The following is a 22,108-nucleotide window of genomic DNA, read 5'->3' on the forward strand; positions in this document are numbered from 1 at the left end:
AACGGCAATCCTGCCCGCCCGGCTGACAGCCAGCGGCGGCGGGATTGCCGTTTTGGCGTATCAGGATGATATAATAGACACACAATTACAGTAACGAAAGGACGTCAGGTCAGATGAACACTAACCGTTTGGGACAATCTGATTTATATGTAAGCGCCATGGGCCTCGGCTGTATGACGCTGGGGACGGATGAGGTGAAGGCCGCTGCTATTATTCACGAAGCGCTTGATCACGGAATCAATTTCCTGGATACCGCCGATCTCTACGATGAAGGCCGCAATGAGGAAATCGTCGGCCAGGCGATCCGGCACCGCCGTGCAGATATAATTCTGGCCACCAAAGTGGGCAACCGCAGAATACCCGGCCAAGAGGGCTGGAGCTGGGATGCTTCCAAAAGCTATATCCGCTCGGCGGTGAAAGAGAGTCTGCGCAGGCTGCAGACCGATTATATCGATCTGTATCAGCTGCACGGGGGAACGCTGGAAGATGAGATTGACGAGACTATCGAAGCTTTTGAAGAGCTGAAGCAGGAAGGAGTAATCCGTCATTACGGGATTTCCTCCATCCGGCCGAATGTCATCCGGGAATATGTGCAGCGCTCGGGCATAGTCAGTGTGATGAGCCAGTACAGCATCCTCGACAGACGCCCGGAGGAGAGCATCCTTCCGCTGCTGGCCCGGGAGGGTATCAGCCTGATTGCGCGGGGACCGCTGGCCAGCGGTATCCTGACAGAACATGGCCGCAGCAAGGCGGAGCGGGCATATCTGGACTATACTGCTGCGGAGCTGTCAGAGCTGCACGGCCAGCTGATGCAGCAGACTACCCTCACCCGCACCTTGACGCAGACAGCGCTGCAATATCCGCTGGCTGATCCTGCCATTGCCGCGATTATTCCGGGGGCGAGCAGCCTTGCGCAGCTGCGGCAGAATATTGCATCCGCTACCTCACCGCCGCTCTCTGCCCTTGAGCTAGAGGCTGTCCGTAAGGTGAGCAAGGCAGGACGGTATACAGTGCACTTGTAGAGTTGAATGATTCCAAAGCCAAAGTAGCTGCCTTTGAAGCTGCAGGAAATCTGCAGTCATTGGACAGCTTCTTTTTCATACCTCCGGGGAACAAGTTTGAATTACAGCGATAAATCCGGTTAACCGTGCTTTCTCTTCTTAACGATCCATATAATCACCGAAGCGGCAAATACCAGGGCAGTAATGAGCCATGTCAGCAAAAAGGCCATACCCAGCCCAATATTCGCATCGAGCGCGTCTCTTCTGCTCTCCAGCACCAGCATCACCGCGAGCGGCGCCCCGCTGGCAATCAGCAGAACCGTCATACTGTAACGGGCAAAGTTCGTCCGTTTGTGAATGGCAGCATACAAGCTTATGAAACCAATAACCAGAAGTACAAATGTCAGCAAAGCTTCCCAGGTTAGTCTGTCCATCAAATCACACCTTCCATCTTCAAGCTAGCGCTCTATGAATCGCTGGGATAACAGCCAGTATAGCCGCTTTGGGAAGCAGACGCAAATCGTGCCTCGCTTCCATTTCAATACAAAAAACCGCCTGGTGTCTGCACCACAGGCGGTCTGAATATTGAGAATCAATAAAACTATAGTTTGGAGATCAATTGTACCGCTTCAGCACGCGTAGCCTTCTGCAGCGGATTAAATTTGTTGCCGCCTTGTCCCAGGATCAGCCCAAGCTTCTGGGCAGCGCTGGCATACGGCCGCGCCCAGGCAGCGATGGAACTATAGTCGGTAAATTTAATCTCCGGCTCTCCCGCATTTAGCGGTGTCTTATTCTTATATACATAAGCCTTCATCAGCATCGCTACCATCTCTTGCCGTGTAATCGGCTGATCCGGTGCGAAGCTTGATCCGGAAGTACCGGTCACAATGCCGGCCTCTGCGGCAGCGGCGATCTCGCCGGCATACCATTTGGTTGAAGTCACATCGGTGAAGCTGCCCGCACTCCCTGATTTCAGACCTAGGCTCCGGGCAATAAATGCTGCAAATTCAGCACGTGTTACATTCTGATTCGGAGAGAAGTCCAGATCACTTGTTCCTGTGACCACTTGCTTCGCAACCATAGACTGTATTGCCGCAGCTGCCCAATGAGACGCTGAAATATCTCTGAACATTTTGCTGTATTGCAGTACGGCATATTGGCTGAAATGACTGGTTTCTGCAATCCAGAAGCCATTATCTAAATGTCCAGGCATGTATTGCAGGTCTCCTGGGTCGCCCAAGTAATAAATCCCGGTCAGATTGCCGTCCAAACCTGCATTAACCTTCAGCTTCAGCGTAACCGGAAGGTCAAGCTTGGACAAACCGGTTACTTTCCCGTCCGCTGTAATCAGCGATAATCTTATTTCAAACGCAGCACCTGCGGAAGTAATTATCGTATTTGCCGATTTTGCGGTAATGGCGTCCGTCTTCTTGGCAATTTCCTCACTGGTCAGTGGAGAAAATTCAACAGAGACCTTAGCATCCTTCCATGCCTCTGCCGGAACCAGGCCTTTCAGCTGGTCCAGTACTCCACCCGGAATTTGAATGGACAAGTCATCTTTGACAACGGCCAGAGCGTTATTTTTATCAATTGGCACCAAGCCAGCCGGCAGCAACAGCTGCTTAATGTCACTGGCTACGGAAACTGTAGTCTTGCCATTCTCACTGTTCAACACCGTGCCCAGCGGCTTCGCAACACCTGCTGTGTCAACAACGGTGATTACAGGAGCTGCTGGAGTTGAAGCGGCCCCGGTAGTAGCCGGGCTGGCGATACCACCGCCACCGCCGCCACTGCCTCCACCACCAGTGTTACTTCCACCGCCAACCGTACCGCTTCCCACACTCTGCGGAGCCGGGAAAAGATAGGCTTGATAGGAACGGCCTCCGTCTTTATTTACGGCTGCAACGTTCACATGATAATTTTTACCGTTTTGTAATCCCTGAATCAGATAATTCGTTTGATGAATGGGCGAGTTCGTCAGCAATTGACCGTCAAGCCATACAAGATATCCATCCAGATCGGCTTCTGTGTTACTGTTCCAGGTCAGATTCAACGTCCCGTTCCCTGGTGTTGCTGCGAACCCTGTTGGCTTGTCCGGGAAAGTACCGATTGGTATTTCATGCGGAGAATACGAGAACTTATAAGGAGTTACATTATAATAGCTGTCTAAATAAAAATAGAGTTTAGCATATCTTGAATTGGTGTCAGGCAAATGAATCTCTTTGCCTGACGCGGTCGATGAAAGCCTCAAAATATACTTGCTGTCAGTGTTAAGCGTACCGTTAAATCCAAAACCAAAAGATGCACTGTAATAATAATAATGATCAATGGGATAGCTTCGCCCAATCTCATCTACTAGTTCAAAATCAGAGGCATCCATTTCTGATTCATCAAATAAATAAGGAACATTAGTATAGTCAGCAGACATCGCTCCTGGGAAAAAAATGTGGAATTCAAATCCTGGATCATTCTCCAAATGCTGTGCGCTTGCTTTGAATGCGAACAATCCGTCTTTCGGCATCAGTGCTGAACCTTTCTTTTTGCCGCTGAACAGAACTTCTGCCTCCTCAAGCAGTGCCGGTGCATACATATCTTCGTATCTGTAGCGTTCCGACTCATGACCCAGCAAATCCACAGCACTTAATTCGAATTTCTGAAAAGAGGAGTATGGAAGATTGTAAAATTCATAGTAGTTACTATTCCATACCGGTGCTATAAGCTGATTATTGTTATAAATATTGTAATACGAAACACCGAATTCGCTCTCCATATCCCAAAAAGGAGCGACCGTTGTTGCACCATTTTCAAACCTGTAAAAATGATTCTCGATTTTTGGAGTAGTGACCTTGTTATCAAAAGAATACACAACCCCCGATACACTTGCGTTAAACTGTCTGGTATCGCCCGATTCTACAATTGCACTGCCGGGAATCAGCCCGGTGGCAATATTTCCATTCACCTTGGCCCAGTATACATGAGCGCTGTTAGAATGGTAGACCTCACCAATGACTGATCCAGGGACTTGAACCTTACTTCCATCGGTGTTATCCAGACTCAGTGAAATATCCGACTGATCAGAGTAAATCACTCCTGAAATCTCTCCTGTGGAGGCATTGTAATAAACTTTCAGTATACTGGCCGCATAGGTCAGTACAGGCGCGCTTAGTGCCAGCAGCATAAGAACTGCAAGCGAAGCGCTAATTTTACGTAAAATGTTGTGCAGAAAAATTCCCCCCGGTGAATATGTAGGATTCGAATTTCGAAAATCCTTCACTACTATACGAGGAACTCCAGAATATTACAATGTGATTTTTAATATATAAACTGTCATTCTTGCTGTTTCTCTGCCTGCTTCAACATTGCTTTGTAATTTCTGTTCTCCGGGATCATATCTGAAGCAATATGCATCTCCTGTACGGCCTTGTCCATGTACATTGGATCTCCCTTATCTTGCGCTATTGTTGAATACAGGGCTGCCAGCCGGTAATGCGCCTCATGAGACCATGGCAGCATTTTTTCTGCTCCCAGCAAGGATTCCTCCGCCTTATGCCAGTCCTTCCTGAGCATCTGCGATTCTCCTCCGGCAAGCCGGTTATAACCCAGGGTCAGCCATGTAAAAGCTAATATAGCGCAGACCACCGGCAGTGCTGCAGCTGCACCCGTCCTGCGGGAGATGCAGACTGGTCTGGCAGAGAACCCGTCAGCCTCTGCTCCGGTAAGGAGCAGAATGAATAGCCCGAAGATCAGCGGATAAGCCAATTCGATATCAAAGGCTATATGGATTCCAAACAAGATTATTGCCAGCAGTGCGCTCCGTCCTGTGTGCCCTCTGCGCAAACTTGCCCAAAGCGAACTGGTAATCATTGCAATGAAGGTTAAGCCCCCCAGTATGCCGGTATCCAAAGCCACCTGCAAATACTGCTGATGTGCGTACTTCACAAATACGGAAGGGTACAGCACGGCCCAGCCGCCCCCTCCTACACCAAGCAGCCAATGCTTCCGCCATAATTGCAGCGCATCATTCCAATAGATCCGGCGCAGCGTGAACTCAGGCGCATTCCAGGCAATCTCCCGATAAGCTGCCCCACCGACCCACACGATTAGGGCAATGCCACCAACCAACAAGACTGCCGCTGTCAGAGCACCCATTATTGCAATCTTCTTGTTCTGCCCTGTAATCCCTACATAAAGCACCGCCCCAATGACAGCCAGAATGATCACAGCCCTGGAACCGGAGAGCAGCAGCCCCCCAGAGGAGACAACGCAGGCCAGCCAGTAACGTTTATATCCCGATAGCTGATAAGCACGCCAGCCGGCCGCTATGGCTGCAGCTGCTATCACAGCATAGCTATTCGCATACCCAAGCGTCGATTCCAGTCTTCCCTCCCTGAACAAGCCAAAGACAAGTCCCCATAGGGTCAGTGCTGCACCGCACCATGCCCATGCCGACCATACCCGGTCCCGCTGCTCCGGTGACAATGTGGCAAACAGCAAAGACAAGGGGAGCAGCGGCGATATTTTGGCCGCCTCCAGCACTGCCTGTTCAAGATCAACCGCCCATACCGCAGAGATCCAATACATCGCCGTGAATACCAGCAGAAGAACGTGCACAGGCAGCAGCATTATCCTGCCGGAGTGTAGAATACAGCTAAACGCAGCAGCATAGAGCAGAACATCCAACACCAAAAAGGACCGGGTATGAAAATAACCCGCTCCAAGCAACCCCGCAATCATATAGATCAGTACAACATAGTAAGGCATTGCTGCCAAAGATTTTATTTTCGCCATAGTAATAGACTTTTTCGACAGACTTTGCGGAAAAACCTCTATGCAGATTCTTCATCCGCCAAAAAACGTTGTAATATACACCATCGCCAGCAGGCCGAATATAAACGAATAGGTTGAAGGCCGCTCATAACCGTGGCCGTGGCTCTCCGGGATCAGCTCCTTATAGACAATGAAGAGCATCGCTCCGGCCGCGAAGGCCAGCCCGTAACCGACCACATTCTGCACATAGCTGGCTGTAAAATATCCGATGACCGCCGATACCATCTCCATCAGGCCGGTCAGGGCAGCAATAGTCAATGCCTTGCGCCGGGTCGCACGGGCATTCATCAGAAATATTGCCAGGATCAGGCCTTCGGGCATATTCTGGGCACCGATCGCAATAGCTACCATGGGCCCCAGGCTCGCCTGCTCACTGGCATAGCTGAAGCCGGTACTCAGCCCCTCGGGAATATTATGAATGAACAGCGCGATCATCACGAGCAGCGCTTTGGAATCCAGATTGCTGAGACCGGGCTTGTTCTCCACATCAATATGCGGAATATGGCTCTCGATCAGATCAAGCAGAAGCACCCCGGTAATCAGACCCAGAGTAAGAGCGATGATTCCCGACTCTTTGATCGCCTGCGGCATCAGTCCGAAGGTGGTCGCGGACACCATAATACCGGCGGTAAAGGCCACCAGCACATCTTTCCACAGCTCAGACAGCCGCTTCACGAACAGGATGGGAATCACGCCAAGAACCGTAGCCATTGCAGATAAAAAGCTGCCTAGAAACGCACTCGCCAAGTCTTCAACCCCTTTTGTGGACAGGACTTATAGACAAGCTTATGCTTCCGGCAGCCTTAAATATAACCAGGCTTCCATTATTTTCTTCCCATACAGATTGAACCGGTGGCGCCCAGCCAGAGTTCAATTGCATTTTGTACAACAGATCAGCCCTAGATATGCTTGAAAAATTGAATCTATTGTACTCTGTACAGCAGATTCCAGTAGAAAGGGTGTTATGGAGCCGGACTCCAGCAATCAATTGTATGAAATACATTAGAATCTGATGGTGATGAATGACGTGAATTACTCCAGCTTCGCCCACTTCTCAAACAACCGGTCTACCCGCCCGCCGATGGCCTCCTCGGATACTGCCTTGATTTTTCCTTGTTCAAAAACCACCTTCCCGCCCACGACTACTGTCCGGATCGCTCCCGGCTGCATGGCATAGACCATGTTCGCGAACAATTCCCGCTTCGGAGCCAGCGACAGATCCTGAAGGTCGAGCACCGCGAAGTCGGCGTGCTGCCCGGTTTCGAGCGAGCCCACCGGCAGCTGCAGAATCTCACCGGCACTCCGGGTGCCCATCCGGTACACCTGTCCGGCAGTGATGCAGGTACCGTCCAGCCGGCTGACCTTCTGCAAAAGCGCACACATGCGCATCTCCTCATACACGCTGATCCGGTTATTGCTGCAGCCTCCGTCAGTCCCGAGTGTCACTCTGACGCCTGCCTTCAGCAGGTCTGGAATGCGGGTCACCCCGTCAGCCAGAAACATATTACTGGACGGACAGTATGCCAGCGACCCGCGTCTTGCGCCAATCAGTTCAATCTCGGAATCCTCCAGCCAGACCAGATGAACCGCAATCATCCGCTCGTCGAGAACGCCCAGGGAATCCAGATAATGCACAGGCCGCAGGCCATAGTCACGCTGGATCTCTTCTACCTCGAACATTTCTTCCGCCACATGGATATGAAAAGGCGTATCCAGCTCCATAGCCAGCTTATGCCCGGCCCTAATCATCTCCGGTGAAGCCGCATGCGGGCTATGCGGAGCCGGATGTACCGTAACCATGGGATTGCCCTGATACTTCTTGGCTAATGACCGCGTCCGCTCTACAGCCTCCGGAACCTTCTCCCGGTAAGCAAGTGGTGCCCCGGTCCAGTCATACATCGTGCGGGCAAATACAAGCCGGATCCCCAGATCACCCGCGGCCCGGATCACAGCTTCATCGTAGACAGTTCCGCCGTTATGCACATAGAAGAAATCACAGACGGTCGTGATTCCGTAGCGCAGCATCTCTCCGAAGGCAAGCAGCGCGCCGGTATAGATGGCCTCTTCATCGAGAAGGGATGTGTACTTGTACAGGGCCTGATCCCGCCAATCCAGAAACGGCTTATCAATCGCGATCCCGCGCAGCAGGCTCTGGAAGGAGTGATTATGTGAATTAATAGTACCGGGGACGATAGCTCTGCCCTCCCAGTGGATGTGCCTGGCATCGGGATAGCGATCCCTCAGCTCTTCACGTTCTCCCACATCCGTAATTATCCCGTTCTCCACCAGCAGAGCGCCATTCTTCTTGAATTCGTCCTGCGTGTACAGAACATCTGCTGAATATATTTCGCGCATGGTTTGGTCCTCCTAACGGCTTAGTTGCTCATCGAGTGCCAGAATAGACTGCAGCAGGACATTGCCCGCCTTCTCAATATCCGCTATCCGGCTCTCTTCCTCCGGGCAATGGCTTTTGCCGCCCAGGCTCGGTACGAAGAGCATTCCCGCGCGGGTCAGCGAAGCCATATGCGTGGCATCATGACCAGCCATGCTGCCCAGCTGCAGAACTGGAATCCCCAGCGCCTCTGCCTGTGCAGCACTCACATCAATGACCCGTGCATCCATTGGCTGCGGCGCCTGATCCAGAATCAGCCGCCGCTCCAGCCGGAGGCCTCTGCTTCGGGCAATCCCCTCAGCCTGCTGGCTCCAGTCCTCTATCATCTCCTGAACGTGCTGGCGGTCCGCTCCCCTGGCCTCCAGGTGGAAGAGTACCTTCTCCGGAATAATATTGGCGGCATTCGGTTCATTGCTGATCCGCCCGATCGTGCCTACGGCTTCATCCGCCTGATGCTTCCGGCAGACCGCTTCGAACGCCAGCATCATCTCGGAAGCGCCCATCAGTGCATCCTTCCGGTCCTGCATTAAGGTGGTGCCGGCATGATTCGCTTCTCCCGTGACGGTAATCTCCTCGCGGTAAATTCCCGTGATAGCGGTGACGATTCCCACTGGAATACCCCGGTCCAGCAGCCGCTTACCTTGCTCAATATGGACTTCGAGAAAAGCCGCAAGCGCCTCGGGGTCCCTCCGGCATTGTTCGAAATGCTCAGGATCGCCGCCTGCCCGCCGCAGCGCCTCCGTCAGCAGCTGCCCCTGATCATTGCGCACTCCTGCAAGATCACCCCGGCTGAGCTTGCCCGCGACCGCCCGGCTGCCGAACGTGGATAGTCCGAACGGATTGGGTTCTTCCGCGCTGAAGGAGACCAGCTCCAGCGGATGCCGGGTGCTGATCTTGTTCTCTTCCAGTACATTCATGACCTCCAGAGCCAGCAGAACCCCAAGCGCACCGTCATATTTCCCGCCGTTTGGAACCGTATCGATATGGGAACCGAATGCGATCACGGGAAGGCTCTCCCGTGCTCTGCCGGAAGCACCAAAGCTGCTCGCGGCGGCTAAATTTCCTGACTGATCTGAAATCCTCTGCCCATCCGGAACTCCTGAAACCTCTAAGTCTTCCGAAACCTCTGGACACTCCATAACTTCCGAGTCTCCGGAAACAGTCCACTGTCCCGCTCCCCTCCGGGTGGCCCAGATATTCGCAGCTTCATCTACCCTGACCCTAAGCTGCAGATCCAGCAGCTTACTCTTGAGCCACTGCCGGGCAGCCAGTTCAGCCTCAGTGAAGGTCGTCCGGTCCAGCCCTCCGGTCTGCTCATTCTGGCCGAACCTGGCCAGCTCCCGGATGTTATTCTGCAGACGTTCCGCATTAATCCGCAAGGCTCTCATCACCATACCCTCCGTCCGTTCTGAATGACTGCCTCACCCTTCTTGAACACGGTATCCACCAGATTCACTGCATAATGGTACTGGAGGTAGAGAACATTCGGCGCATCGAACATTACCAGATCTGCCTGTTTGCCAACCTCAATGCTGCCGATCACATCTGCACGGCAGATCGCATGTGCCGCGTTGATTGTACAGGCCGTCAGCACCTCCGCCGGAGTCATGCCCATCGTCAGGCAGGCCAGATTCATAATAAACGGCAGCGATTCCGTCGGGGAGGAGCCTGGATTGCGGTCAGTCGACAGCGCAACAGGCACACCGGCATTGATCATCGCCCGCGCATCCGCAGGCTTCGCCATCAGGAAAAAGGCTGTACCAGGAAGCAATACGGCGATTACTCCGCTCTCCGCCATCGCCTGTATGCCAGCTTCGGAAGCATGCAGCAGATGATCAGCTGTCACTGCCCCCAGCTCGGCGGCCAGCTCCGCTCCTCCGCAGGATACAATCTCATCGGCATGGAGCTTGGGCTTCAGCCCCCAGCTCCGGCCTGCCTCCAGAATGTCCCTGGACTGTTCCACCGTGAATACTCCCTCTTCGCAGAACACATCACAGAACTCCGCCAGCCCCTCCCGGGCCACAGCCGGAATCATCTCTTCAATCACACTGCGGACATATCCATCCGCATCGCCGCGATATTCCACCGGCACGGCATGGGCGCCCATGAATGTGGACACCACATCTACCGGATGGGAAGCATCCAGCCTCCGGGCCGCCCGCAGCTGCTTCAGCTCATCCTCCAGCCGCAATCCGTAGCCGCTCTTGGCTTCAATGGTGGTTACCCCATGCGCCAGGAAACGGTCCAGCCGCTTCACGGTTTCGGCGATCAGCTGCTCCTCCGTAGCTTCCCGGGTCCGTTCGGTGGAATACAGAATTCCACCTCCGGCATTTAGAATGTCCATATATTTAGCGCCCTGCAGCCGCAGATTCAGCTCAAACTCCCGGGAGCCGGCAAAAACGGCATGGGTATGGGGATCGACCAGCCCCGGCGTAACGGTCTTCCCTTCCGCTGAGAACACCATCACCTGCTTATCTCCGGCATGCTGCTCCACATAGCTGCGCGCATCCTCATCACTGCCGACGAAGGTGAAGATACCGTCTTCGATCACGATCCCCCCGTGCCCGATTAGCCCAAGCTCCTCCATCTCCTTGCCCGTCTTCGGCTTATTGCTGGCACCGCCAAGCGTCGCGACTTGGGTGGCGTTCTGAATATAGATCATCACTTGACTCCTTTCGGGTCAATCAGCATAGGCATCACAATGCCTTGAGCCTTGGCTGTCTCCACCGCCAGGGGATAACCCGCATCCGCATGGCGGACTACGCCCATCCCCGGATCTGAGGTCAGCACCCGTTCAAGCCGTGCTTCCGCTTCCTTCGTTCCATCCGCCACTACGACCATTCCGGCATGCTGCGAATAGCCCATGCCGACGCCTCCGCCGTGGTGCAGCGATACCCAGCTGGCGCCTGCAGCGGTATTGACCAGCGCATTCAGCAGCGGCCAATCCGATACCGCATCACTGCCGTCACGCATCGCTTCCGTCTCCCGGTTGGGGGAAGCGACAGAGCCTGCGTCGAGATGATCCCTGCCGATAACAATCGGCGCAGACAGCTCTCCGGCTGCTACCATATCATTGATAATCCGCCCGAACTTCGCCCGTTCACCGTAGCCGAGCCAGCAAATCCGTGCAGGCAGCCCCTGGAAGGAGATCTTCTCCTGCGCCAGAGTAATCCAGCGCTGCAGCCCTTCGTTATCCGGGAATGCCTTCAGAATAGCCGCATCCGTCTTATAGATATCTTCAGGATCGCCCGACAGGGCGACCCAGCGGAACGGTCCTTTGCCTTCGCAGAATTGCGGGCGGATATAGGCCGGGATGAAGCCCGGGAAGTCAAAAGCCTGCTTCACGCCTTCATCATAGGCGACCTGGCGGATATTATTGCCGTAATCGAAGGTAACCGCCCCCCTCCGCTTAAGCTCCAGCATCGCTTCGACGTGGCGGGCGATACTCTTTCGCGCCAATTGTATATATCCCTGCGGGTCCTCAATTCTTAGCTCCTTAGCCGTATCCACCGTGAAGCCTTCCGGCACATAGCCGTTCAGCGGATCATGGGCCGAGGTCTGGTCGGTCAGAATATCCGGGACGAAACCCCGGGATATCATCACCGGCAGTACCTCTGCCGCATTGCCGAGCAGGCCCACCGAAAGCGCCCGCCCGCTGTCCCGGGCTGCTTCAGCCAGCGACAGCGCCTCATCCAGCGTTTCGGCCAGCACATCGCAGTAGCGGGACTGGATTCTTTTCTCAATCCGCGTCCGGTCCACATCGATGCCGATGAATACCCCGCCGTTCATGGTGACGGCCAGCGGCTGCGCGCCTCCCATGCCGCCGAGCCCTGCGCTAAGTGTGATCGTCCCCTGCAGCGAACCGCCGAAATGCTGCCTCGCACACTCCGCGAACGTCTCATAGGTCCCCTGCACAATCCCCTGCGTACCGATATAAATCCAGCTACCCGCCGTCATCTGCCCGTACATCATCAGCCCTTTCTGGTCCAGCTCATGGAAGGTACTCCAGTTGGCCCAGGCCGGCACCAGATTGGAATTGGCCAGCAGCACGCGCGGGGCATCACGATGGGTGCGAAAGACGGCAACCGGCTTGCCGGACTGTATCAGCAGAGTTTCGTTGTCCTCGAGCATCTTAAGGGAGCGCACAATAGCATCATAGCTCTCCCAGTTGCGCGCGGCCTTGCCGATCCCGCCATAGACAACCAATTGCTCCGGGTGCTCCGCCACCTCAGGGTCGAGATTGTTCATCAGCATACGCAGCGCCGCTTCCTGCACCCAGCCCTTGGTGTTCAGCACACTGCCTCTTGGCGCGCGGCAGACTCTTGGTTCATCCATATCCATATTCATATTCTTAACTCCCCTTCCTCCATTGAACATGCTGATCATGCCGGGAATCCTGTGACTGCTTAAGCTGCAGATAACTCCCCTTCCAGCGGCAAACTTTCATACGTAGTTGAATGCAGCGTTATCCCGCAAGAGAGCAAATTACAATTTTGATTAACAATCCTGCACAAAATACAACATTCCCTTCATCAAATCGGCTGTAACCGGAAATTGTTGTAGAAAATACAGCATTCCGCCTCTTCCAGCCGGCTTAGCGGAAGAATTGTTGTATTCCATACAACAATCCCCCTGAACACCCGGGTATCCAGGTATCAAAGTTGCAAAAATTACAACAATTATGCCTACAGCAGCTGAACTAAAGTTCTCAGCCGGCTTCCAGACGTGAACTCCAAGCAAACTGTTACATGACCGCCCCATTGCCTCGTATAAAACTCGCCAAAAGGCTTGATCGGCCGGACCCCGTCCTCCAGTAACTAACCGGTTAGCGGAATCGAATGTTTCTGCTTGCCCTTGATCAGGAATGAAACGGAACCAGCGCGAACAGTTCCTCCAGCACATCCGCTTCCTTCATCCACTCGGCGATGGTGGCGAAATCACCGGACAGCACCCGGTCCCCTTCTACGAACGGGACCAGCTCCCGGCAGCGGTCATACAGCCATTTCGTGCCCGCCCCGAGCAGCTGCGGCCCCCGAAAATCGGCAGCCTGCGCCCCGCAGAGCAGCTCGATCGCCAGCACCGCATAGGCATTGTCGACGATCTGCTTCGCCTTCCGGGCGCCGATCGTGCCCATGCTTACATGATCCTCCTGATTGCCGGAGGAGGGGATCGAATCCACACTGGCCGGATGAGCCAGTGATTTATTCTCGGACACCACGGATGCCGCCGCATACTGGGCGATCATGAACCCGGACTGCAGCCCGCCGTTCTTCGTCAGGAACGGGGGCAGTCCCTCGTTCAGCTGCGGATTGACCAGCCGCTCGATCCGCCGCTCGGCAATATCCGCCAGCTCCGCCGCGCTGATGGACAGATGATCCATCGGCAGCGCAACCGGCTGCCCGTGGAAGTTCCCGCCCGAGATCACCTTGTCTTCATCCGCGAAGATCAGCGGATTGTCCGTGGCCGAGTTGATCTCAATCTCCAGCTTCTCTGCGATGTAAGCCAGCGCATCACGGCTTGCGCCGTGGACCTGCGGCGCGCAGCGCAGCGAATAGGCATCCTGCACCCGCACTTCCCCCTGATTAGTCATCAGCTTACTGCCGGCTGTCAGATTGCGGATATTATCGGCCGCCTGGCGCTGGCCTTGATGCGGACGAACCGCATGCGTTGACGGGTCGAACGCATCCCGGACCGCCCGCAGCGCCTCACAGCTGAGCGCGGTCGTGCAGTCGGCCCAGTTGGCCAGATTCAGCGCATCCCGGCAGGCCAGCGTGCCGACAGCGGTCATCACCTGTGTTCCGTTGATCAGGGCCAGCCCCTCCTTGGCCGCAAGGACAATTGGCGTAAGGCCCGCCTTGGCCAGCGCCTGAGCACCAGGCATCCGTATACTCTGATAATAGGCTTCACCTTCGCCGATCAGAACCAGTACCATATGCGACAAAGGGGCAAGGTCACCGCTTGCGCCCAGGGAGCCTTTTTCCGGAATCACCGGAACTACGCCCCGGTTAAGCATCTCCACCATCAGCCGGATCACCTCCAGACGGATGCCGGAATAACCAAGGGATAAGGCGTTTATCCGCAGCAGCAATATTGCGCGCACAACCTCCTCCGGGAACGGCTCGCCAATTCCGCAGCAGTGGCTGCGGATCAGATTAAGCTGCAGCTGCTTCGTATCCTCCGGCGAGATGTACGTATCACTGAATTTGCCGAAGCCGGTCGTGAGGCCGTACACCACCCTTTTCTCCAGCAGGAGCTTCTCTACATATTGGCGGGTACGGTCCACCTTGCGGCAGCTCTCCTCGCTCAGGTCCACCATCCGATAATACCGGGCCACCTTGACAACTTCCTCAATGGTTAATGTATTGCCGCGGATCATGACGGTTTGATTGTCTATGTTGGGCATATGCCTCACCTACTTCCCGGGTAATAGAAAAAGCCCATACCCTAATAGAGGTACCGGCTTCTATATCACTAATCGCTAAATTACGGCTAATAATCCCTAGATATGATTGAATCCAAATCCTACCGCTTCATGCTCCACGCTTCCGGACATCTTCCCCCGTACTGAAGCCGATGCTTCTACCATACCGGAGATCTCCTCTTTTCTTGACGTTATATAATATGCCTTACACTCGCTAATCATGAATAATCCTCATTAAAAACAAGTTAGGGCAGTCCCCCAGATCCGGAAGCCTGCCCTAATACATATGATATTCCGTCCTGAAGTCAGCCTTCATCCGGAGTTAACCTTGGCTCTCCCGCTCAAACTGCTCTAAATACCGCCCAAGCCCTTTCTCCGCAAGCTCATTCTTCGGAATAAAACGCAGTGCGGCGGAATTCACCCGGTAATGCAGCTTCGCCGGCTCCGGGCCATCGTAGGATAAATCCCCCAGATAAGCCCCGCTCAGCCTGCTGCGCAGCACCGTCCGCACTTCACCGCTGCCGTAATCCGCTTCTCGGCGGATCAGCCCCTCTTCCACGGGCTTAGTGAATCCGGGCCAGCCGGTTCCGGCATGGAATTTGTCCGTGGAGCTGAATAACGGATCACCGCTGATCATATCGGCGTAGATCCCTTCCCCGAAGTGGTTCCAATACTCGTTCTGATACGGCGGCTCCATAGCCTTCTTCTGGGTGACCTCATATTGCAGCTCTGTCAGCTGCTTCAGCAGCTGCTTCTTGTCTTCGCGGCTGTTCCAGTGCAGCTCCGTGAAATCATCACGGCCTGAACCCTTCTGGTACAGCTTATAGTCCAGCGGATGGGTTCTATAATAATGCTGATGCTCCGCTTCCGCCGGATAGAAGGCTGCTGCCGGCAGAATTTCCGTCACAATCGGTGCTTTGAACCGCTTGCTGGCCTGAAGCGCCGCCTTCGACAGCTCCGCCTTCTGCCTCTGCTCTTCGCTGTGTACAAAAATCGCCGCCTCGTAAGCACGCCCCCGGTCCATGAATTGCCCGCCGCCGTCTGTCGGGTCAATCAGCTGCCAATAAATGTCCAGCAGACGTTCATAAGGGAAACGTTCCGGGTCAAAGGTGATCTGCACCGCCTCCCTATGCCCTGTAGCTTCTCTTCCTAATGCCTCGTAGGTAGGATTCTCCGTATGTCCTCCCGTGTAACCGGATACCACCGAGACTATACCCGGCAGCTCGTCGAACGGCTTGACCATACACCAGAAGCAGCCGCCGGCGAAGGTGGCCACCTGGAGTGTATTGTTAGTAGTCAAACAGACCGCCTCCTTGTACTCTTTTCCCCTATTATATATGAATACCCTTGTTCACGAGAGCAGAATACACTGTGAGTGCTCCATACTTCCCCGGGAGATCCCGTCCGTTGGTCAGCTCGTCCAGCACCAGAATAGCTATGATGTGAATCAGTGTCTCTCTGGGCTTATTTAGGCCTATTTGAGTCTGTTTGATTGGTTTGAACGGGCCCGGGTCTTTTCTTCACGCCGGTTGGAATCCCATAGCTCCTTATGCATCCAGCCTGCGAATACGAGCATTACGAGGGTCAGAATCAGAACATACTCCCTCATGATGCCCGATAGGCTGCCGTCCGTATTATATCCGAGAATGATGTTCAGCCGCCCCCACAACAGATTGAGACATAGCAGTGCTACAGCCCCGTAGGTAACCCATACACTCCGGAGATACAAATTATACGTCCGCAAGGGGCCTCGTCCCATAAAATACCTGCGGTAACGGATAACATAAGCAGTAAAAGCAATAAAGGCTATCGTTTCCAGTGTGATCAGTGTCAAGTCAACAATTTCCATGCAGATCATCTCCCCTTCTACCTAAGCCGGTACGGTGCAGATCAATGAGTCTCTCCAGATCATTGGATTCATACGCTTCCTGAATTTCGCCCAAGGTATCTATTTCATGCTTGACCCGGCTGGGCTTCATCTCGTGTTTTCTGAATATATCGAGGAGCTTCACTTGTTGACGACCTCCTCATCTTTAGGTTTCTTATCCGCAGTGCCTCTCTCGATTAGCAGCTTGACGAGCGTACGGTTATATTCATTCAACTGCTTTTCGTTCTCTTCATCACGTTTCTGGTAATTCTGAATCACTTTCTCTTTGTTCGCAATTTGCTTAATACTCCAGATTAATGCAGTAGATAACAGGACATTTAGCACGACCGAACCATTGTTATTCACAAAAAGGCCAGTCAATGCACTGAAATCCATGGGTAGTCCCCCCGTTCCTATAATGTAATCTAGATTCTGTCATCAGAAATGAATGCGCCCTTACCCCCTGTCCACTTTTTCGCCACCAGCCATTGCTACCGCTCCAATCACAACACCCTCATAGTAATCTACTCTTTCAAAAGCATTTCTGATTGGGTGCAGCAGTATATTGTTAGAGCGGGGGCGGGTGGGTGTGCGGATAGATGTCCGAACAATGAAATTGTCTCTTCAGTGAGTATCCATAACAAAAAAAACCTTGCCCGACCTGGCAAGGTTTTGAAAAAGCGAATAATAGGGGAATCTGTGGCTTTATCCGCACGGATTCTTAACGTATCCATGAAACCCGTCCCAATCTCTTTGAAACTGTCCAGCGATTTTAACAATGCATTTTTCGGCTTCTCTGGTGCTTCCGCTTGTTCATCCGGCGCTTTGCTTTTAAACAGATTATAGCTTTCTAAACCTGCCATAGTTGATGCAATATGATGAGTCTGTTACCTATTTAAATAATTCTAGCTATCACTGTCATCATCCCATAGTGAATCAAATTCTTCATCTGTCATACCGCCACTTCCTTTTATATGAGGAGCGTAATAATGCCCATTTGCATCAATAATGTATTCAACCTGTGACTTTTCATCAGAAATAATAATAGAAAATTCACTATCCGCATGATAAATTGTAGGTTCTATTGTAACTAAGACAATCCATGTAATCCCTTCTACTCCATCAAATCCATCATATGATTTTACAGTTCTTTCATTATTAATTACAATTTTTCCTGATAAATTGTATTTCTCTGTATATGCCGAAGCAATCTCCAATGCTTGCTTACTTGATAAGTTCATACTTAATTGTTCTCCTTTCAATCTGTGAATCCTGTCCAATCTCGTGGTGGCCATTCTCCATGCCTTACTTTATAAATATACTTCATAGAAAATAATATTTCGGCTTCTGAAAACTTATCTTTGTTCTTCATTATTTCGTTAAAAACATACTCTTCCCTTTCGAGTCTTGATTGCTTTAAATAATTTTCTTTTCCCAACTTCATCCATTGCTCAGCATGGTATGATTCATGAACAGCACTTAAATAGGTTGGGTTTTTTCTTAAGATTATCGATCCAGTATCTGGATCGAAAGCAGCAGCCACATCATCCGGTAATATACTTCCTTTTTTATCAGGAATAAGTTCAATTCCTTTTCCATTCATTTCTTTTTTAAACAACTTCAATTCACTTATGCTAATTAATCTTTGTCCATTGGATGTTATTCTGACTTCACCGCTAACAGGCATGTCTGCCCATTCTTTGTAATCAAAATTTCCCGTCCCCTCAATACCCTGCCCGCCCTTATCTTTACTGAATATATCCATCCCATTGTCAGCTGCATTTTTTGAAATCATCGGTTTCGGCAATTCGCCACCTGTAGATAACAAGGACTTTTCCAAGGGACCCACCAACAACGATACTACTCCCAAACTGTTAAGCCAATGCTCTGCGGACCAGCTTTCTTCGGGGTGGAATGCCCCCTTCCCCATTTCTACTGTCCCGAGCGTCAACCAATCCGCAAACTTCTCCGGTGAATCCAACATATGATCCGCCCGCTCTTTGGCTTGCCTGTATATCCCTACGGGAAGATCGCCTGCAATGCCTAACGTTATCCAGTTGACAAAGTCATAGGGGGAATCTGTGGCTTTATCCGCACGGATTCTTAACGTATCCATGAAACCCGTCCCAATCTCTTTGAAACTGTCCAGCGATTTTAAGAAAGCATTTTTCGACTTCTCTGGCGCTTCCGGTTGTTCATCCGGCGCTTTGCTTTTAAACAGGTTATAGCTTTCTAATTGCGCAAATGAGGAAGTTAACCGGGCGACGTCTCCCCAAGCTTCTGCACCTTGGTTCGTCATCATATGTACGCCTAAATTGACCCCTGTAGCTATCATTTGCTTCATTGTAGCATGAATGCCTTCCAGCTGCCCCTTCGCCCACTTGCCCTGAACTCCATCTTCCATCCCCATCCGCAGCAGCAGTAGATACGCTTCATTCTGTACTAGAGGTACGTTACCAGACGTAATGGACGGATCATACTTACATGCCTTGACTGCAGGCTGCTTGAAGTAGACACTCAGATCCTTCCCCGCCTGGTACTGGACCTCATCCACTCCAAACGATTTCAGCTTCGCCCGTGCCTCTTCCGCCAACTGGTGCACCCTATCCATCTGCGCCTGGTTTCCAAATGCCTGGTACACGCCAAAAGCTGTCTGCGCCTTTGCGATCTGGTCCCGTGCTTCGTAGATATCCTTGAGCTTGCTTTGCACGGCAATGGAGTCCACTGTCCCCAGGCCGGACTGACTGTTCATGTCCAGAAGCTTCCGCACCATTGGATCGCTGTTCAGTTCATCCTTGCCGCTCAGGATCGCTATCGAAGAAATCAGGTTGGTTGATATCTTCTGGGCAAAGGCCGGAATTGGCAACCTTCCCGCGCTCCCGAACCCTGCTCCAAAACTTCCGAACATACCGCCAAAAATGCCGAACTGCTGGCTGAGCTGGCCCGCCTGACGCTTGCTTTCGTCCTGCACGTCCTGAACACCCTTCACCGCTATCCGAATGAGATCCTCAAGCTTCTCCGCCTCTACAGTCAGCTCGTTGATAAGCACCTGAGCTTGCAACCGGCCTGTCCCTATGGGTAGCCCGTCCCATTGGCTGGCCTGGCCTTTCAGTTGCAGGTACAACCGGTTCGTGTCTTCACTTACCTGGCTTATTTTCGTTTGCAGACGCCGGGCTTCATCGGCGTCAAACACCATTTTTCCAGCTGACATTCCTTCCCTCCAATTCTTTATACACTGCTTCATCGTTGGAAAGCTTATGTAAAACAAGAAGTTACTAATAAACTATATATCGGTTTTATTTTCCATTTAATCACTAGTTATCCTTACTTTTGAATTCTCAAAGCTAAAAAAAGGCTTCCCACAAGTTCATTGAACTCGTGAGAAGCCTCTAATTGTATTACCCTATGTGGGGAATTGAACTCCCCAACAGCTCCCCCCTTGCCTCAGCAAGGGTTGTAAAGCTGTCTTACATCATGCCGCCCATACCGCCCATGCCGCCCATATCAGGCATTCCGCCCTTTTCCGGTTCTGGCTTGTCAGCGATAACAGCTTCAGTAGTCAGGAACATTGCAGCTACGGAAGCCGCGTTCTGCAGAGCATAACGGGTTACTTTCGCAGGGTCAACGATACCCGCTTCGAACATGTTTACCCACTCATCGGTAGCAGCGTTATAGCCGATACCTACAGCTTCTTTTTTCAGACGGTCCACGATAACGGAACCTTCCTGGCCTGCGTTAGCAGCGATGGTGCGAACAGGTTCTTCCAGTGCGCGCAGCACGAGGTTAACGCCGGTTCTTTCGTCGCCTTCAGCTACTACAGCAGCAACAGCAGCATATACGTTCACAAGAGCAGTACCCCCACCGGATACGATACCTTCTTCAACCGCAGCGCGGGTTGCGTTCAGGGCATCTTCGATGCGGAGCTTGCGCTCTTTAAGTTCAGTTTCAGTAGCAGCACCGACTTTGACAACGGCTACGCCGCCAGCCAATTTAGCCAGACGCTCCTGCAGTTTTTCTTTGTCGAACTCGGAAGTCGTTTCTTCCAGCTGGGAGCGGATTTGGCTTACACGTGCATTGATATCCGCTTTGTCGCCGCTTCCGTCTACGATTGTAGTGTTTTCTTTGGTTACGCGCACTTGGCGTGCGTTACCCAGTTGCTCGATGGAAGTGCTTTTCAGATCAAGTCCAAGCTTCTCAGTGATCACTTGGCCGCCTGTCAGAGCAGCGATATCCTGCAGCATAGCTTCGCGGCGGTCGCCGAATCCAGGAGCTTTAACAGCTACTGCATTGAAGGTTCCGCGCAGTTTGTTCACGATCAGCATTGCCTGAGCTTCGCCTTCGATATCTTCAGCGATGATAACCAGCGGACGCGCCTGTTGAACGATCTTCTCAAGCAAAGGAAGAATTTCCTGAGTGCTGCTGATTTTTTTGTCAGTGATCAGGATGTACGGGTTCTCCAGAACAGCTTCCATTTTGTCCGTATCTGTAATCATGTACGGGGAAATGTAACCGCGGTCGAACTGCATACCTTCTACCACTTCAAGCTCAGTCAGGAATCCGCGGGATTCTTCAACGGTGATAACGCCGTCTTTGCCGACTTTTTCCATAGCTTCAGCAATCAGTTGGCCTACTTCTTCGTCAGCAGCAGAGATAGCAGCTACTTGTGCGATAGACTGGGAATCTTCGATAGGCTTGGAAATTCTCTGCAGTTCAAGAACAGCAGCTTTAACCGCTTTGTCGATACCTTTACGCATAACCATAGGGTTAGCGCCTGCAGTTACGTTCTTCAGACCTTCGCGGATCATGGCTTGAGCCAGAACTGTTGCAGTTGTAGTACCGTCACCGGCTACATCATTAGTCTTGGTAGCAACTTCTTTAACAAGCTGCGCGCCCATGTTCTCGAATGCATCTTCAAGCTCGATTTCTTTGGCGATGGTAACACCATCATTGGTGATTAGCGGGCTGCCGAATTTCTTCTCAAGCACCACGTTACGGCCTTTAGGTCCGAGTGTAACTTTAACCGCATTTGCCAAAGCATCAACCCCGCGCAGCATAGCGCGGCGGGCATCTTCACTGAATTTAATTTCTTTTGCCATTGTGTTGTTAACCTCCTAAAAGTTTTGTGTAGCATTCGCTTCATTAATTTCACTTCGTACAAAACTCGCTTCGAAAGCATAAACTTAAGTTTTGTGTATATAAGTAATCGGGTTCTAACTTATGAAAGGCTCTAACAGACTAGTCAAGAATCGCGTGAATGTCGCTTTCTTTCATAATCAGATATTCTTTGCCTTCGTATTTGATTTCAGTTCCGGCATATTTCGAGAAAAGCACACGGTCGCCTTCTTTAACTTCCAGCGCTACACGTACTCCGTCTTTCAAAGCTCCGCTGCCTACAGCGATAATTGTGCCTTCTTGCGGTTTCTCCTTGGAAGAGTCCGGAAGCACGATCCCGAAAGAAGTGGTTTGCTCTTGCTCGCTTGGTTCTACCAATACGCGTTCACCTAGTGGTTTAATCATGAAAAAATAGCCTCCTTTGAAATTATGTTGTTTACCTTGAAAACATAGATTGAACTGCCGGGAATCTTAGCGGTCCTTATGGC

The 22,108-nt window shown here is 52.1% G+C and carries 19 protein-coding genes; 1 reads left to right on the top strand and 18 read right to left on the bottom strand.

Annotation, left to right across the window (positions count from 1 at the left end; translation table 11 throughout):
• Positions 1–113 precede the first annotated feature (113 nt).
• The gene (locus GC101_RS12170; protein ID WP_171717490.1) at positions 114–1,022 is read left to right on the top strand and encodes an aldo/keto reductase; all 909 of its coding nucleotides are present in this window, start codon (positions 114–116) and stop codon (positions 1,020–1,022) included.
• Between the two features lie 119 nt (positions 1,023–1,141).
• Here GC101_RS12170 and GC101_RS12175 read toward each other — a convergent pair whose 3' ends face one another.
• The 18 genes from GC101_RS12175 to groES all read right to left on the bottom strand — a co-directional run bounded on the left by GC101_RS12175 (position 1,142) and on the right by groES (position 22,025).
• Positions 1,142–1,435: a hypothetical protein gene (locus GC101_RS12175; RefSeq protein WP_171717491.1), complete on the bottom strand. Its 294-nt coding sequence runs from the start codon at positions 1,433–1,435 to the stop codon at positions 1,142–1,144.
• A gap of 167 nt (positions 1,436–1,602) precedes the next feature.
• Complete coding sequence (locus GC101_RS12180; protein ID WP_171717492.1) at positions 1,603–4,089, bottom strand: S-layer homology domain-containing protein; 2,487 nt, start codon at positions 4,087–4,089, stop codon at positions 1,603–1,605.
• Positions 4,090–4,328: 239 nt separating this feature from the next.
• A complete protein-coding gene (locus GC101_RS12185) occupies positions 4,329–5,789 on the bottom strand; it encodes an O-antigen ligase family protein (protein WP_171717493.1) in 1,461 nt (486 codons plus the stop codon).
• A 51-nt stretch (positions 5,790–5,840) separates the two neighbouring features.
• Positions 5,841–6,575, bottom strand: coding sequence for a ZIP family metal transporter (locus tag GC101_RS12190; RefSeq protein ID WP_081969841.1), 735 nt, complete (start codon positions 6,573–6,575; stop codon positions 5,841–5,843).
• Positions 6,576–6,860: 285 nt separating this feature from the next.
• Entirely contained in the window at positions 6,861–8,183 is a 1,323-nt protein-coding gene (locus GC101_RS12195) for an amidohydrolase family protein (protein WP_171717494.1), read from the bottom strand.
• 12 nt (positions 8,184–8,195) lie between these two features.
• A complete protein-coding gene (locus tag GC101_RS12200) occupies positions 8,196–9,608 on the bottom strand; it encodes a Zn-dependent hydrolase (protein WP_171717495.1) in 1,413 nt (470 codons plus the stop codon).
• Complete coding sequence (gene hutI / locus GC101_RS12205) at positions 9,608–10,882, bottom strand: imidazolonepropionase (protein WP_171717496.1); 1,275 nt, start codon at positions 10,880–10,882, stop codon at positions 9,608–9,610. The genes GC101_RS12200 and hutI overlap by 1 nt, the downstream gene beginning before the upstream one ends.
• Positions 10,882–12,561 (bottom strand): urocanate hydratase, encoded by a 1,680-nt coding sequence (gene hutU, locus GC101_RS12210; RefSeq protein ID WP_425497145.1) that lies wholly within the window; start codon positions 12,559–12,561, stop codon positions 10,882–10,884. The genes hutI and hutU overlap by 1 nt, the downstream gene beginning before the upstream one ends.
• 517 nt (positions 12,562–13,078) lie before the next feature.
• Positions 13,079–14,623: a histidine ammonia-lyase gene (gene hutH / locus GC101_RS12215; RefSeq protein WP_171717498.1), complete on the bottom strand. Its 1,545-nt coding sequence runs from the start codon at positions 14,621–14,623 to the stop codon at positions 13,079–13,081.
• 340 nt (positions 14,624–14,963) lie between these two features.
• Positions 14,964–15,941: a peptide-methionine (S)-S-oxide reductase MsrA gene (gene msrA / locus GC101_RS12220; RefSeq protein ID WP_281365850.1), complete on the bottom strand. Its 978-nt coding sequence runs from the start codon at positions 15,939–15,941 to the stop codon at positions 14,964–14,966.
• 174 nt (positions 15,942–16,115) lie between these two features.
• Positions 16,116–16,490, bottom strand: a complete 375-nt coding sequence (locus tag GC101_RS12225) for a hypothetical protein (protein ID WP_171717499.1) — start codon at positions 16,488–16,490, stop codon at positions 16,116–16,118.
• Positions 16,477–16,653, bottom strand: a complete 177-nt coding sequence (locus GC101_RS12230) for a hypothetical protein (RefSeq protein WP_156118540.1) — start codon at positions 16,651–16,653, stop codon at positions 16,477–16,479. Before GC101_RS12230 ends, GC101_RS12225 begins: the two co-directional genes overlap by 14 nt.
• The gene (locus tag GC101_RS12235; protein ID WP_171717500.1) at positions 16,650–16,904 is read right to left on the bottom strand and encodes a hypothetical protein; all 255 of its coding nucleotides are present in this window, start codon (positions 16,902–16,904) and stop codon (positions 16,650–16,652) included. Before GC101_RS12235 ends, GC101_RS12230 begins: the two co-directional genes overlap by 4 nt.
• Positions 16,905–17,032: 128 nt before the next feature.
• On the bottom strand, positions 17,033–17,371 hold the full coding sequence (locus GC101_RS12240; protein WP_171717501.1) for a hypothetical protein: 339 nt from the start codon (positions 17,369–17,371) through the stop codon (positions 17,033–17,035).
• Between the two features lie 42 nt (positions 17,372–17,413).
• Positions 17,414–17,749, bottom strand: a complete 336-nt coding sequence (locus tag GC101_RS12245; protein WP_246354306.1) for a hypothetical protein — start codon at positions 17,747–17,749, stop codon at positions 17,414–17,416.
• Between the two features lie 17 nt (positions 17,750–17,766).
• The gene (locus tag GC101_RS36115; RefSeq protein ID WP_246354307.1) at positions 17,767–19,719 is read right to left on the bottom strand and encodes a zincin-like metallopeptidase toxin domain-containing protein; all 1,953 of its coding nucleotides are present in this window, start codon (positions 19,717–19,719) and stop codon (positions 17,767–17,769) included.
• A gap of 256 nt (positions 19,720–19,975) precedes the next feature.
• Positions 19,976–21,604 (bottom strand): chaperonin GroEL, encoded by a 1,629-nt coding sequence (groL, locus tag GC101_RS12260; protein ID WP_039302101.1) that lies wholly within the window; start codon positions 21,602–21,604, stop codon positions 19,976–19,978.
• A 139-nt stretch (positions 21,605–21,743) separates the two neighbouring features.
• Positions 21,744–22,025 (bottom strand): co-chaperone GroES, encoded by a 282-nt coding sequence (gene groES, locus GC101_RS12265; protein WP_039302104.1) that lies wholly within the window; start codon positions 22,023–22,025, stop codon positions 21,744–21,746.
• Positions 22,026–22,108 lie beyond the last annotated feature (83 nt).

It is taken from the genome of Paenibacillus phytohabitans, from assembly GCF_013141775.1.
GTDB lineage: Bacteria > Bacillota > Bacilli > Paenibacillales > Paenibacillaceae > Paenibacillus_AQ > Paenibacillus_AQ phytohabitans.